This window comes from Arcanobacterium wilhelmae (assembly GCF_029632765.1).
Classification (GTDB): domain Bacteria; phylum Actinomycetota; class Actinomycetes; order Actinomycetales; family Actinomycetaceae; genus Arcanobacterium; species Arcanobacterium wilhelmae.
In genome coordinates this window covers 285,307-299,352 of the sequence record NZ_CP121247.1, presented here as the reverse complement: position 1 = coordinate 299,352, position 14,046 = coordinate 285,307, and the positions used below count along the sequence as shown (strand labels likewise).

At 61.7% G+C, this 14,046-nt stretch carries 11 protein-coding genes and 2 tRNA genes; 3 read left to right on the top strand and 10 right to left on the bottom strand.

Going from position 1 to position 14,046, the window contains the following annotated elements:
* Positions 1-47: 47 nt before the first annotated feature.
* The 3 genes from P8A24_RS01320 to P8A24_RS01310 form a co-directional block, all read right to left on the bottom strand.
* Positions 48-123: transfer RNA gene (locus tag P8A24_RS01320), tRNA-Ala, on the bottom strand.
* Positions 124-283: 160 nt separating this feature from the next.
* Entirely contained in the window at positions 284-1,285 is a 1,002-nt protein-coding gene (locus tag P8A24_RS01315) for a hypothetical protein (RefSeq protein WP_278058959.1), read from the bottom strand.
* Positions 1,286-1,462: 177 nt separating this feature from the next.
* Positions 1,463-2,671, bottom strand: a complete 1,209-nt coding sequence (locus tag P8A24_RS01310) for a molybdopterin molybdotransferase MoeA (protein WP_278058957.1) — start codon at positions 2,669-2,671, stop codon at positions 1,463-1,465.
* Positions 2,672-2,770: 99 nt separating this feature from the next.
* Between P8A24_RS01310 and P8A24_RS01305 the strand changes: the two genes are divergently transcribed.
* The 3 genes from P8A24_RS01305 to mscL all read left to right on the top strand — a co-directional run bounded on the left by P8A24_RS01305 (position 2,771) and on the right by mscL (position 4,661).
* Positions 2,771-3,394 carry a 5-formyltetrahydrofolate cyclo-ligase gene (locus P8A24_RS01305; protein ID WP_278058954.1) on the top strand — a complete coding sequence of 208 codons (624 nt, stop codon included), beginning with the start codon at positions 2,771-2,773 and terminating at the stop codon, positions 3,392-3,394.
* Positions 3,395-3,623: 229 nt separating this feature from the next.
* Positions 3,624-4,232 carry an SAF domain-containing protein gene (locus tag P8A24_RS01300; RefSeq protein ID WP_278058952.1) on the top strand — a complete coding sequence of 203 codons (609 nt, stop codon included), beginning with the start codon at positions 3,624-3,626 and terminating at the stop codon, positions 4,230-4,232.
* A gap of 54 nt (positions 4,233-4,286) precedes the next feature.
* Positions 4,287-4,661, top strand: coding sequence for a large conductance mechanosensitive channel protein MscL (gene mscL, locus P8A24_RS01295; protein WP_278058950.1), 375 nt, complete (start codon positions 4,287-4,289; stop codon positions 4,659-4,661).
* Between the two features lie 211 nt (positions 4,662-4,872).
* On the opposite strand, the gene P8A24_RS01290 is transcribed toward mscL, so the two are convergent.
* The 7 genes from P8A24_RS01290 to P8A24_RS01260 all read right to left on the bottom strand — a co-directional run bounded on the left by P8A24_RS01290 (position 4,873) and on the right by P8A24_RS01260 (position 13,957).
* Positions 4,873-5,094, bottom strand: a complete 222-nt coding sequence (locus P8A24_RS01290; protein ID WP_278058947.1) for a hypothetical protein — start codon at positions 5,092-5,094, stop codon at positions 4,873-4,875.
* On the bottom strand, positions 5,094-9,812 hold the full coding sequence (locus P8A24_RS01285) for a DNA helicase (RefSeq protein WP_278058945.1): 4,719 nt from the start codon (positions 9,810-9,812) through the stop codon (positions 5,094-5,096). Before P8A24_RS01285 ends, P8A24_RS01290 begins: the two co-directional genes overlap by 1 nt.
* Before the next feature lie 79 nt (positions 9,813-9,891).
* A tRNA-Arg gene (locus P8A24_RS01280) sits at positions 9,892-9,964 on the bottom strand.
* A 96-nt stretch (positions 9,965-10,060) separates the two neighbouring features.
* Entirely contained in the window at positions 10,061-10,966 is a 906-nt protein-coding gene (locus tag P8A24_RS01275) for a universal stress protein (protein ID WP_278058943.1), read from the bottom strand.
* A gap of 245 nt (positions 10,967-11,211) precedes the next feature.
* A complete protein-coding gene (locus tag P8A24_RS01270; RefSeq protein ID WP_278058941.1) occupies positions 11,212-11,976 on the bottom strand; it encodes a C40 family peptidase in 765 nt (254 codons plus the stop codon).
* Positions 11,977-12,370: 394 nt separating this feature from the next.
* Entirely contained in the window at positions 12,371-13,117 is a 747-nt protein-coding gene (locus P8A24_RS01265) for a C40 family peptidase (RefSeq protein ID WP_278058939.1), read from the bottom strand.
* 153 nt (positions 13,118-13,270) lie between these two features.
* On the bottom strand, positions 13,271-13,957 hold the full coding sequence (locus P8A24_RS01260) for a metal-dependent transcriptional regulator (protein WP_278058937.1): 687 nt from the start codon (positions 13,955-13,957) through the stop codon (positions 13,271-13,273).
* Positions 13,958-14,046 lie beyond the last annotated feature (89 nt).

Sequence of the window (14,046 nt, the reverse complement as noted above, 5' to 3'; positions counted from 1 at the left end):
TACCAAAACAAAAGGACGCTCATTTTGGATCAAAATGAGCGTCCTAGTGGTGGAGCTACGGGGATTCGAACCCCGGACCTTTTCATTGCGAACGAAACGCGCTACCAACTGCGCCATAGCCCCTGAGAACACGTTTACTATAGCACCACCCGATGGGAGTTGCGCAAATCGGAGCGAGTCTCATCCGTCACGCCCGCCCAGCCAAGCGAATTTCACCCTCCACCCCGCGGTACATAAACATCGGAGGGCGCAGCCCACAGCCGCGCCCTCCACCAAAAACTTCCTACGCCCTACGCTTGGCAAGCAGTTCGTCTAACGTCGATCCGCCAGCCAACAGCCCGGAGCGGAGCTCCTCGAGCCCAGTCATCTCCGGCGCGGGGTTCGCTGCCTGCACGGGCGCGTTCCCGACACGTTCGCCAGCACGCTTCGGGCGGAACGGCACCTGGGCCTCGTCCGCCACCGCAGGCTCGTAGGGTGCAACGGTGCGACGCTTGAGCGTGTAGCTCGGCGTCTCCGCCTTCGCTGCGGGCCGAACAATCTTCGCCCGCGCGGCCGGCTTACGCGCGGTTCCTGGCCGTGCAACTGCGCCGGCGCCAGCCTCGCGCACAGGCTCGTGCTTCTGATGCGTTGCGCCGGCACCGTCGGCGGTTGCGCTCGCATCCGGCTCGACGTCCACGGCCGGCGCAACGCTAGCATTGGGTGCCACGGCCTCAGCCGGTTCGGCGGCGAGCTCGCGGCGATCAGTTTGTGCCCTCCCACGCTGCCGCTTGGCTCGTGCCAGAAGCTCGGTGGCTGTTGTGATTTCTTCACGGTCGGCATCGTCCCCTGCAGTCCATTCACTCACAAGGTATCCCAACCCGATCGCCCCGAATCCGGTTGCGAGGGTTGCGATGATCGCGGGCCATGTGGGGAGCGAGGCAGCGCCGACGCCGATCCAGAGCGAGATCGCGAGCGCGCCGGCCACACCAAGGGCGAGGTATCCGCGCGCGCGGTAGGCGGCGCGAGTGGCCATCCGTGCGCGTGCTTTGCTCCGCCCGCGTGCCACTTCTTTCAAGGAGATTTTCCTTTGCCGTTGGTCCATTGTGCGCTCCGTTGTGTAAATTGTCCCGCTCTCACCGCTGTCGGCCATCGCGAGGCGCGGCTGCCTCACGATGCGAAGGTCTTCGCTGTAGCGTTCTTCCAGTGCGGAATCTGCGATCACCGACCTTCGCAACGCGAATCGCGGAACCACGACCCCCAGAAGGAGGAACACTGCGGCCGCGACCGCGTAGCCATTAAATTCCATGCCCCTACCTTAGGTTTTTCCGCGCACGTTCGCGGTTAGGTGGCGGTGGCGTGTTGCTTTTTCGCCGACTCAGACGAGCCGTTCACGTCCGAACGTCGCCGACGTCGGAGCTCACCGTTCGCCCATACGCGCGACGCCGGGACACAACTTGTACCCCGACGTCGTGGCTCGCTTGCTCTAGCGGTCCAGGACGTAGCAGGCCAGCTCGTCTCCAACGTTGATTTGTGTGACGTCGGCGGGGACTTCGACGAGGCAGTTGGCATCGGCAAGTCCGGTCAGGAGCTGGCGCGAGGGGTCGCCCATCGGGGTGACGTGATAGCCGGCGCTGGGCGCGCCGAGGACTTTGCCGCGCACGTATTCGACCACGCCCTGGGGTGAAACCCATGCGGAATCGACGCGGGCTGTGATGGCGCGACGTTCAACATGCTGGTATCCGGCCATTTTGCGCAGCGCTGGGCGGATGAACACTTCGAAGCTCGTCAGCGCTGCAACCGGTGAACCGGGCAGGCAGAAGATTGTGGTCTCTTCGAGCCGGCCGACACCGAATTGGCGGCCGGGCGAGATCGCAACATTGTCGAATCGGACGGTGCCGAGCGGGGCGAGTACTTCTTTCAAGGTGTCGCCCCCGCCGTAGGAGAGCCCCCCGGTGGTGATGATGATGTCGGCGCGCACGAGCTGGTCTTCAAGCATTTCGCGCAGGGTACGTTTGTCGTCGGAGACGGCGCCGACTCGGAAGACGTCTCCACCGGCGTCGGCGACGGCGGAGGCGAGTGCGTGGGAGTTGGCGTCGAAGACTTTTCCGGCGACGGCGGGGTTGCCAGGTTCTTGGAGTTCGTCGCCGATGGACATAACGACGACGCGTGGGCGCGGATGGACGAGCACGCGGGCGTGGCCTGCGGAGGCGAGGAGCGCAACTTGCCGCGAGCCCACTCGCAGGCCTTGACGAACTATCACCTCGCCGGCTTCGAGATCTTCGGCCTGGCGGCGGATGTTGGCGTGTTCTTCGGCGTGGCGGATCTGCACTTCGGCTCGGCCGGCGTCGGTGTCTTCCAGCGAGACGACGGTGTCTGCCCCGTTGGGCAGGCGCGCGCCGGAGGAGATGCGGATCGCGGTGCCGGGCGCGAGCGCAGCGGGGTTGAACTGGTCGGCCCGGATTTCTTCCGTCACAGGAAGTTTCACAGGAAAATCTGGTGAGGCGCCGGCGATATCGCCGTAGCGAACGGCGTAGCCGTCGTGGGCAGCGAGGTCAGCTTGGGGGACGTCCACAAGGGAGCGCACGTCGTCGGCGACGATCGTGCCGACTGCGTCGGACAGTGCCACGGCGAACGGCGGCTGCGGGTTCGAAACGTCGAAGCACTCTTCTTTGAACTGCTCGATGGTTTTCATCTGCTCCTCCTTGTGCGTTTACCCCAAGCCTACCGGAGGCGCCGAACGTGCGCCCGCACCGCCGCGCGTTCGAGACGGCCGGTATGACACAATAGAGGTATGAACCACTCGACGTTGAGCTTTCCCGATGTGTCCCACCTCGATCCGGAGGAGGCAAAGCAGCAGATTCGTCCGATTGTTCGCACCTCCCGTGCCGCGCGTTCGGCGGCGAAGCGTGAGGAGCTCGAGGATCAGTGGATTGCCACAGCGCTTGAGTTTATTAATGGCGCCGAGTTGGTAGCGGCGTTCGTTTCGGTGAATGAGGAGCCGCCCTCGCATGGGCTGATTCAGGCGATTGCGGATTCTGGTAAGCGCGTGATTTTGCCGAAGCTCGGGCCGGGGCTGACGCGGGCGTGGGGCTATTTCCGTGGCCTGGATGATTTGGAGGAGATGGCGCCGGGGCGTCCTCCGGAGCCGACGGGGCCGGCGTTTGATAACGATATTTTGGCCGACGTCGATGCGCTGATTATCCCCGCACTGGCGGTTTCGCACGCTGGCGCGCGGCTTGGCCAAGGTGGCGGCTGGTACGATCGCGCATTGAAGTTGGCGAGCGGGCGCGCGCGGATCGGCGCGATGATTTTCCCTGAGGAGTTTGTGGAGGCGGATCTTCCTCAGGACGAAAACGATGTGCGGATTCCGTTTGTGATTTTGCCCGATCGCGTGGTGGCGACGGAACTCCCGTAGGCGGGCTTTTTGCCTGGTCGGGGAGCGTTTTCCCGACGGCGGTGTGTGGGTTTCGTTGTTGTGCAAGCGCGCGCAGGCCCGGAAAAGTTTTCCACAGCGGCGTGGTGCGCCCGATTTTTCCACAGCGCGCCAGCGCGTGGTGATCTCAAGATGACGCATCGCCCATGCTTGATGCATGAAGATTTTTGGGAACACACAGGTACCTGCGCGGCCTCGTTCGGCGTCGCCGATGCGTGCAGCATTGTGGCGGTGGCGGTACGTGTTGCTGGCAGTGGTGCTCGCGATCGGTGCTCAGTCCGCGGTCACGGCAGTGAGCGGCGAGGGGCCTCAAACAGTGAGAGTAGTGGTCGCGGCTCGGGATATTACGGCAGGCCAAGTAGCATCATCGAAAGATCTGGCGTTTGCTGAGGTTCCGCCTTCATTCGCAGAAAAATTAGTGACAGATCTTAAGGTGGTCGAGGGTAAACACCTCGTTGCGCCGGTTCCACAAGGTGCGCCAGTTTTGAGGGAGCAGGTGTTGGATTCAGGGTTCACGAAAAACGCTCCGCCTGGCTCGGTGATTGCAGCCGTCCCACTTGTCGATTCGGGTGATCTACTCGAGGTAGGTGCACAGGTGAGCCTGTATGCACCAGCAAGCGATCTTGAGAAAGATCCTCAAGCAAGGCTTGTCGCGCAAAAAGCAACGATCGTAGGTAAAGCAGTCAAAAATAGCGGGAGCACATTTTTCACAAAAGTGGATAACACCACAGTATTTTATCTTTCAATTTCGAAAGAAGAAGCTAGAGTAGTCCTTGGAATTGGAGCGAGGACGCCTCTAACGGCGGTCCTCGCCGTTTAAATTTTCGCCTTTTTCCAATACACCTGCACAAATGTTTTGACGAAAGGATTTCCCATGCTTCAGGGATTCAAGGAATTTATTACCCGCGGTAACGTGGTGGATCTCGCCGTCGGCGTGATCATCGGTGCTGCCTTCAACCAGGTTGTGACCGCTCTCAACGAGAAGTTCCTCATGCCGATCATCGCTGGACTGTTCGGCCAGCCGAACTTCGATTCGGTTCTCATGTTCCACATTGGCGAGTCGGCCGTGATGCCGGGCGCGATCATCACCGCTCTGGTGAACTTCCTGATCGTTGCTGCCGCCCTCTACTTCTTCGTGGTTGTGCCGATCAACAAGATGCGCAAGCCGGCCGTTGTTGAAGAGGCTGCTCCGACTGAGGACGTCGTGCTCCTCACCCAGATCCGCGATCTTCTGGCTCGCCAGAACTGAGCAAACCCAGCGTTCCCGTGTTCAACGGGCACGTAACAAAAATTGGTGGTGGCCGCTTGGCCACCACCAATTTTTATTTTCACAGCGCCCGAGCTCTCCAGCCACCAGCCACCAGCCACCAGCCACCAGCCACCAGCCACCAGCCACCAGCCACCACGATGTTGCACACATGCGATGGAGCGCTCGCGACCTAGCTGAACATCACAATCTTTTAGATCTTGCCGAAATGCGGCGGGACCTCCCGCAGAAGATCCTTCTCGTGGGGAGTGAATCGCGCTTCGTCTCGTGCCGGCTGGCGGCGAGCCCTCTCGCCGCCAGCCGTGTGGTCCCATTGATGCACGGCCTGTTCAGGGCTAGTGAATTCACCACGTTCGAGCTTCTCCCGATCCACCCGCGAGAGCGCGATCACGCGCTTGCCCTGGCGTGTGCCCATCAGCGTTCCTCGAATATGGGATCGTCGTCGAGTACCAGGCCGTCCGTCTTCTCCATGCCGGCTTCGGGCTCGTCTTCAACCAAAACAGCATCCGCCACCGATTCTGGTGTCGTGTCACCAGGCTCGATCAGCTCGCGCCGCTCTAGCTCCTCCTCAGCCTCAACCTCAAGCTCCTCCTCAGCCTCCAGCTCCTCCTCAACCGGCGACTCGGGCTTGACGCCCTCAGACTCGCCAATTTCTGGTTCGCCGGGATTCGGCTCGATTGCCTCACGATGCTCAAGCTCTGCCTCAGCCTCCGCCTCGAGATCCTCTTCGGTCTCGAACTCGGCCTCTTGCTCAAGGAGCTCCTCCGATTCCTCACCCCCGAGTCCAGGCTCGTCAACGGCGGGCTCCTCCGATTCCTCACCCCCGAGTCCAGGCTCGTCAACGGCGGGCTCCTCCGGCTCAATCAACTCCCTGCGCTCAAGCTCTTCTGCGGCCTCAACCTCAGCCTGTGCTACATCGGCCTCAGCCTGCGCCGTCTGCGCCTGAGCGATCTGCTCCTCACTCGCACCGCCAGCCACCTGGCCGCAGCGGCGAACAACGTTTCCGAGCACTGCGTCGGTCTGGCCGCCACGCCGCGTCAGCCCGAGCTCCGCACGCAACGCGTCCATGAACTGCTCGTTGTCGCGAGGCACCCCGTCGGAAGCGATCCACGCGGCCATCTCGTCGAGCTGATCGTCAGTATAAGCCGCGAGCGCAAGCCCCGGCGTCACAGCAGGCCGTGGCCCGCGCGGCAACACGCGCGGCATCAGCTCCGAAACGGCATGATCCGACACCGCTTCGTCGGCCACAACCTCGCCCCAACCGTCGTCGTCGAGCTCCGGAACTACAACCGCAACCGGGTTGTAACGTTCGTGAACCTCACGCATGAGAGCACCAACGCGCTCCGCCTCACCAGCAGGGTCAATAAACAACGACGTCGAGAACGTCTGATGGACACGCCAGCCGCGCACCTCGAGCATCTCCACACGGTACCGATCACGGCGACGCAACGACTTCTCGGCAACGTACGAATCGTCGTCGAACACCACAGCCACAGCCCACGTGCCCGGAATGTCCGGATGGCCCACAACCAGCGGAATCGACACGGAACCTTCGTAGCCGTAGTTGAGCTGCGCAACCCAGCCGTCGGCCTCCACGCGCCGCTTCAAATCCTCAAGAAGTGGCTCCGAGGCGCCCTCGTGACCACTCGGAACATCAGCCGAACCGGAGGCCGCATCAAGAAGATCCGCGAGCAGCTTCGGACCCGACGTCGACAGGCGATCCTTGCGGATCTCGCCCGGCGCCAACGAAGAAATCACGGTCAGTTCGCGCCTCGGCGCCTCAATCGCATCGATCAAGCCGCGCGTGCCAGCAGGCGTCGCCAGCACACCGAACGAGTGGAGCACCCGCCCATGCACTGTCTTTCCAAAACCCACAGACAAGATTACGTGGTCGCGGCGCACGCCGCGCGCACCCGCAACATCCACCACAACCAGCGGTTCCGGAGCAGAAAGTAGGGCGGCGACGTCGGTGGAGCGCTCCGCGAGCGCGCTCACAGCGCTTCGGATCCGGTTCGCGTGCGACGTCGAAATGCCCACCACCGCCAGGCTCTCGCCCGGGCGTGACATCGCATGCTCGAGAACAGCGTCCACAGCGGCGTCGACCTCGACCTGGGTTGATTCGATCGCACCGTCGCTACCCGACGCCGGAACCCCACGGCCATCCACCTGGACCAGGCGCGACGACGAACCCCCATGCGGCGCAGGAACCGGCGCGAGAACATCCGCGTAGCCGTGCGTCATGAGCGCACGCGCAGCAAGCGAATTGTAGACCGCACGATTCGCAGGCAACTCGATCACAGGAAGAACACCCGCGAAATCGGTAATTGGCGCGCCCTCCATCTCGGCGCCGCGGCGCGTATCGCCCACAACCACCACCTGGCGGCCGCGCACCAGCGAAGCCACAACGCCAGCAACCGACTCGGCCTCCGGGGCCTCCACCATCACCACATCAACCCACGGCATCGGCGGAACCAGCTCGGCCACCACCGTCGGCGGCGCAACCCACACAGGACGCGCAGCCAGCACGATACGCGAATAGATCGCGATCAGATCATGCAAACCGCCAACCCCACGCTCATCAAGCTGAGCATCGAGCTTCAAAGTGTCGGACTTCGCCTCGCGCATCACCTCGCGGCCACGCTTCACAGCAGCCAACATCACCGGCGCCGCGAGCGAACGCACGTGGCGCTGATCCAGGTAACGCAAATGCTCCAACAAGTTCGACACGTCTGCCGGCGCAAGCTTCGCCAGCACCCGCGACTTCGCGATCAACTGCTCAAACACGCTCGAGGTGTAGGCGAGCTCCAGCTCCCCGCCCGATTCCTCGGCGCGAACGCCACGGCCAACCATGTCGCGCAGCAACTCGCCGAAGCCAAACCGATCCAACTCGTCCACAATCGCGTTCCGAGCAGGCAAAGAACTCATATGATCGGCGTCGGCGACCAGCGCCGCAAGCCGCTCTTGCAAAGCCTCAAACGGCATCGACGCCAGATCCTCGCCGCCCAGATGAGCCGAGAGCGCGTCCAGATCACGCTCCACCTCCTCGCGCATCACGCGAATCTGCCCCATGCCGTCGGGAAGACGCGGCCAGCCGCCCTCCGTTGCGTAACGGCGCCACACTTCGCGACGCTCCTGCGCCCGTGTCAGCTCCGCATGCAAATCGTTCACCACGACACCGGGGCGCACAAGATCCTGCGCCTGCCGGCGGAACCGGCGGCGCTCCCCGCGCTTCATCTGGTGGCCGTTCGCCACGCGCCACTCCTTCGACGCCGTCGCAATCACCATATCCATCGCGGAAGTCTCGAAAATCTCTGGAACGAACGTGTCCAAAGATTCGGCGACGCCGGAGAGCACGTCCACCTGCTCGAACCACTCGGCGAGCGTACGAGCCTGGGTCAAGCCAGTCTCCCCCGCGGCGCGCGAAGACTGCGCGATCACCGCGCGCAACGACACCTCGTGCAGGCGGCGAGCCTCCTCCACGGCGCGGGTCCCCTCAGCGACGTCGGAAATCTTCGAGCCAGCCCACGCACTACGCGCGAACTCCTGGTTAAAAGCGCCCAGCTCCCCAGCCTTCGCAAACTTCGCCTTGACCGAATCCATGCCCTCATTACGCAGCATCGACACGGCCTCGCTCCCCAAACGCACACGGGTTGCCGGGCCGTTCGGATCCGCCGTAAGTTGCGCAAGCTTCTCTAACAGATCATGGATCGAAAGCTTCCACTCCGGATCCGCCACATGCAGATCATCGACAAACTCACCCAAAACGCGGCGAACGCGCACCAGCTTGTCTCGAACGTCCAGCACCTCGTCGACGTCGAACTTGGGTAACTCCAGACGCAAACCCTCGCGGATACGGCGCGGTGCACCTTCGGCGTCGGTCAAATCCAACAACAGATCATCGAGGCCTTCGTGGCGCATCTGCGCCACGAACTCACGGGCCGACGCCTCATCCGTGGGAACAAACAGTACTGACGCGCCGCTCGCGGCCCGATCCGCAGCGATCGACGCAAGAGTGGAAAACTTCTCCGACCCCGGCGGCGTATCCAACACGAACGACCGGCCGCTCGCCACAGCCTCCACAGCATGCAACTCATCGACGTCGTGATCACCCGCGCCGCGCTCCGCCTCCGGAGCTCGATCCTCGCGATCCCCCGCAGGGATCGGCGACGACGTTAGCTGCGCCGTTTCCTCGTCGCCCGCGAGCGCCGCCAGCACGCCAGACGTGCGCACATACGGCGCAATCGCCTCCAAATCCACCAGCATCGCGCGCTCCGGCCGTGCAAACAAGCCCAGTAGCGCCCGTTCTTCGAAACCAAAACCAGGAAGATACACGCGCGCCAAGTCCACCAAGCGCGCGAGCAACGCATCAGCGTCGCCTGCCGCCGCAAGCTCACGCACCTGCGCAATGTTCTCCCCCGTCGCACCGTTCTCGCGCAACGCGCGCAACACCACCGGATTAATCTCCACAAGATGTTGCAACTGGATCAGAGCATCCTCGCCCTCCAAAAACTCCAGCTTCACCTGGCGCAGCAGTGCCGGCTCCGTGACGACGACAGGCTCATGCAACTCGACGGCCGCCTCCGCCGGCTCCAGCTCAACCTCAGCCTCGTCCAAATGAAGCTCGGTGGTGAGCTCGTACTCGTCCGCCACCAACTCCTGCGCCTGCGCAATGTCAGTCCATGTGAACTCGCCAAACGCGAGTGAGAGCGGAGCATGCCCATGGGAGGCACTCATCTGCGCGATCCGATCACGCAGCCGCGCCAGCGCCTCACGAGCTTGAGCAAGAGCGCGATCCTCACGGACCAGAAGCGACAACTTCGTGATCCCGTGCGAGTAGAACATCGCTGAACCCGTCGGATGCGCGTGCGTCAAATCCACGCTCGAACGGCGAACCTCCACCTGGGCAGCATCGTCAGCAGCAGCGGCGCGCTTCCACAGCTCCTCATGCCAGGTACGCAAAGCCTGACTCACCAACTCATCGCGGCTTGCTCGATCAGCGAGCGTGATCTGCGGCGCGACCACCGCCTTCACATCACCCTCATCGCCCTCGGGCGCAAGGGGCTCCACCGGCGTCGGCTGCACCTCAGCCTCCGGTTCGGACTTCAACTTCTTACGACGAAAAAATGGACTCACACCACAACGATACTCAACGCCGCCAAGAAAGCGGCGCTACCGCGCCGAGAGCGGAAAAGGAAGTGCGCGAGCGCTTGAGCGCCCCCGGGCGGGATCGAACCGCCGACACCCGCTTTAGGAGAGCGGTGCTCTATCCACTGAGCTACGGAGGCAGGGCCGTTCCAGCATACCCGAAACCCGCAACAAAAACGAAGGTGGCGAGGCACCAGCCTCGCCACCTTCGCAAACACGCGCCGTGCGCCAGCCGGCTACTCGGCGCGCTTGGACGGACCGACGTCGTCGCCGTCGCGAACCTTCTTCGGAACAACCATCACTGGGCACTCAGCCTGCCCCAACACCATCTGCGAGGTAGAGCCGAGTAGCAAACCCGCGATGCCGCCACGGCCACGCGTCCCAACAATCACAAGATCCACCATCTTCGAAAACTCCGGCAACACGTACGACGGATTACCGCGCTGCGCGTGCACATTGATCTTCACATCGCGCCCCTCAAGTACCGAATCGATCTCCGCACGGATCTCCTTCTCAGCATCGGCGAGAATATCCTCATCCGACACCACGGCATTCATGCCCGGGTTATACGCGATCGGGATCGCCGAGAGAACCGTCAGACGTGCACCCCAACGGTCTGCCTCCCACACGGCACGCTGCAACGCACGCCGGCCGTGCTCTGAGCCGTCTACACCAACCACGATATGCTCGATCGGCTGGAACTTGCGCTCATGATGGAACGGCACCACCACCGTCGGGCAGTACGCGTATGCAGGAACGGCGCTCGACGCGGTACGCAACAGACGATCCGAGAACTTGTTCCGGGTCGAACGCCCGCCAATCACCACCAGAGCCGCCTTCTTCGAAAGCTCCGTCAAAATCTCAGTAGGATCACCAAACTCCAGCGCCGAGGTCACCTCCACGCCGTGCCCATCAACCATCTCGACAGCCTTGCTCAGCATTCCCTCAGCAGCATCGCGCAAATATTGGCCCGAATCCTGAGGGATCGGGGAGACCGAGGCAGTCGCATACGTCGGCAACTCGAACGCACACACCAAATGCAGGCGCGCACCGCGCTCCTTCGACTGGTTCAGCGCCCACTCGAGAGCCGCGTACGAAGGCTCGCTACCATCAATTCCAACCACAACCACGTTGTCATGCATGGGATTCTCCTTTTCCGTTTGGACACTCCCATTATCTCACGCCCACCGCAAATGTGATACACGTGACGATCGTTGGAGCGACGCCGATACGCCAGTTCCGCCTGCACTTCCCCGACGTCGGGGACGAAAGTACGGCTCCGTAGGAAGGCTTGCCGAGCAGCCCACCGCTGGGCAAGGCGCACCAACAACCGGGCGCAGACATAAAAATTGGGAGGTACCTGAGGTACCTCCCAATTTTCAAAGTGTCATACGCCCACGCGAATCACGATCGGAGTGCCGCCGACCCACGAATCCGGGCCAACGCGAGTACCCATTCCAGGATTCCACGCAGCAACATTCTGACCATTTCCAAGGGAGATCGCCACGTGGCCTGGCCAGTAGAGGATGTCACCCGGCTGGACCTGCGAGTAAGGAACCTGACGGCCAACCGACAGAACCGCCGACGGAACAGAACCGATGCTCACCCCATGCTGTGCGAACACGTAACGGACAAAGCCAATGCAATCCCAGCCAGCAGGAGTGGTGCCACCCCACACGTAAGGCACACCCTGGAGTGAAAGGCCAGTTGCTACAACCGACGAGCCAGCAACCGCCCCACGCGGGGCGACCGAAGGCGCCTGAGGAGCCCGAGCCGACGAGGTAGCCGTACGGACCGCGGTAGCCGCAACCGCATCTCCACCCTGATCTGCGGCCGGAGCATCTTCAGTCTGCGGAGCCTCCGGAGCAGCCTTGGCATCAAAATCAACCTTGGCAATCTTCCACTCGCCAGTAGCCGAAGTATTTACCTCGACGCTCTGGGCGCCCTGCGAGGTGGCGTTGGTATCCACCTTCACGGTAGCTGGCTTAACGAGCGCATCCTTCGACGCGGTATCGGCCTGACCATCTGTTGCGAATGCCGAAGGCATTCCCGCACCTGCAATAACACCCACAGTGCCGGCGATCGCAAATCCGCGGAACGCGGCTGAATCCTTCAAGTTCTTCTTCTCGAGAAGCGAATGACGCCCTGCCATAGTTTAGTAACTCTCCGTTATTTCCACACGAGATCGATGGGGGACCGATCTTTCTTTCCAGATATTAGAGTAACGGCCCGATAACAATTTGTCACCCGTTTATAACGATTCGGTAAACATTTCATTTTATTGAAGATATTTTTTGGCGAGATATCGCGGTTTCCACGGTACCACTGTGGGGGACGCAACAATGTTACGTAGTGAGACATTGGCGTTTTTCGTCATCCCCGAGGAGGAAATCTGGCCTGGATTTCTTACCTAGCACACCCCAGAAAAACATCCAAACCACCCCTCATCCCACTTCCTCACACACCAACCCCGCACACAATGCAACGGTGGGCGCGAGAGGTTTTTCCTCTCGCGCCCACCGCGCTCAATATTTGAAAGCTAAATTTCAGCCCACACGAACATAAGTCGGGTTACCGTACACCGGGCCTTCATAGGTGCCAGCGGCAGGGTTACGAGCTGCAATGTGCTGACCATTCCCCGTGTAGATACCTACGTGGCCCGGCCACCACACCAGGTCACCCGGGCGAGCCTGCGACGCCGGAATTACAGTGCCAGCCGAGCGCTGCGCACCCGAAGTGCGAGGAAGATGAATGCCTGCCTGCGCGAACACGTAAGAAGTGAAGCCCGAGCAATCCCAACCAGCTGGAGTGGCACCACCCGAGCGGTAGGGAGCGCCGGAGTACTGGCGAGCGATCGAAACAACGGCCGAGTTTCCACTGCCCACCACGCGCGGTGCGGCAGCCTTCGCCTTGTTCGCCGGAGCAGCATCATTGCGCTGGGTTGCACGGCTCTGCTGCGCGCGCGGCGCCGGGGCCTGATTTTCAGCCTCAGGTGCCGACTGCTCGGGCTGATCAGCAACAGGTTCCGGAGCAGCCTTGGCATCGAAATCAACCTTGGCGATTTCCCACTTGCCAACCTCGGCGGTCTCAACCTTCACGGTTGAAGCCGCTTGAGCGGTGGCCACCTCCACGGTTGTTGGAACAACTGCGCGCTTTGCGGCATCAGTATGAGTATCAGCGGCCGCAGGGCTCGACATTCCGACGAAAACCCCAGCAACGGAAGCGAGTGCGGCGCCGGCAACTCCATAACGAGTAACTGTGCCATGCTCCGGGGCCATTGCGTGCTTTGCCATAAGTGTCATTCTCCTTCATCCGCCCCTAGTAGGAGCGCCACAAAATGAGACACTAGCAAGCTGTTATCGAAAAGTCACAGTTCTATAACAATTCATCTGGAATTCCCACTAAATTCCCAGATTTCAGGTGAGCGCCGCCACTACACCAGAGATCTAGTTCACGCGCTCGACAAACACCGCATGGCGAACGTGCGGTGAGAACTCGATCAACTCTCCCAGATCAGTGCGAACCTGCGCGGCACTCACCACCAACTCTTTTCCTGGGAGGATTCCCAAATCGGTGACCATTGCGATCATCTCGGGATCGTCTTGAACGACCTCCCCGAGCCGCGCCACTTTCACACGCACTTTCTCGCCATCCCCGAGGCCTTCCATCACCTGGGTTAAACTCAGCAACCCTGCCGCCTTCCCAGAAAGCTCGGCTGGATCGTGCGCCTGCGCGTCCGGAATCGGGTTACCGAAGGGATCCGTGGTGGGCGAATCAAGGAAGCGCTCGATTTTTTCCACCACGTCGTCGCTCATCACGTGCTCCCAACGGCATGCCTCGTCGTGAATACGTTCCAGATCGAGCTTAAGAACGTCGTTCATCAGGCGCTCAGCCACACGGTGCCGGCGCATCACATGCGCCGCACGGTTCACCCCCTGGGCAGTGAAGTGAATCTGGCGCCCATCGAGCTCCACAAGACCGTCGCGTTCCATGCGCGCGATCGTTTCAGACACTGTAGGTCCAGACTGTCCAAGTCGTTCAACAATTCGCGCGCGGAGCGCAGGAGTACCCTCCTCGATCAGCGAATAGACCGTCTTGAGGTACATCTCAGTGGTATCGATAAGGTCGCTCACGGCTTGTCCTTTCACAAAGTCTGTCCTCAGCTTACCGATTTCGCGAACTTTTCTCGCGCAAACGTCGCCACGGGCATAACCCCGACCCC

Excerpts from the sequence above, each read along its gene's own strand:
- P8A24_RS01265 (WP_278058939.1), bottom strand. The coding sequence starts at position 13,117 with ATGGCAAAGCACGCAATGGCCCCGGAGCATGGCACAGTTACTCGTTAT.
- P8A24_RS01300 (WP_278058952.1), top strand. The coding sequence starts at position 3,624 with ATGCGTGCAGCATTGTGGCGGTGGCGGTACGTGTTGCTGGCAGTGGTG.
- P8A24_RS01310 (WP_278058957.1), bottom strand. The coding sequence starts at position 2,671 with ATGAAAACCATCGAGCAGTTCAAAGAAGAGTGCTTCGACGTTTCGAAC.
- P8A24_RS01305 (WP_278058954.1), top strand. The coding sequence starts at position 2,771 with ATGAACCACTCGACGTTGAGCTTTCCCGATGTGTCCCACCTCGATCCG.
- P8A24_RS01290 (WP_278058947.1), bottom strand. The coding sequence starts at position 5,094 with ATGGGCACACGCCAGGGCAAGCGCGTGATCGCGCTCTCGCGGGTGGAT.
- P8A24_RS01270 (WP_278058941.1), bottom strand. The coding sequence starts at position 11,976 with ATGGCAGGGCGTCATTCGCTTCTCGAGAAGAAGAACTTGAAGGATTCA.
- mscL (WP_278058950.1), top strand. The coding sequence starts at position 4,287 with ATGCTTCAGGGATTCAAGGAATTTATTACCCGCGGTAACGTGGTGGAT.
- P8A24_RS01315 (WP_278058959.1), bottom strand. The coding sequence starts at position 1,285 with ATGGAATTTAATGGCTACGCGGTCGCGGCCGCAGTGTTCCTCCTTCTG.
- P8A24_RS01275 (WP_278058943.1), bottom strand. The coding sequence starts at position 10,966 with ATGCATGACAACGTGGTTGTGGTTGGAATTGATGGTAGCGAGCCTTCG.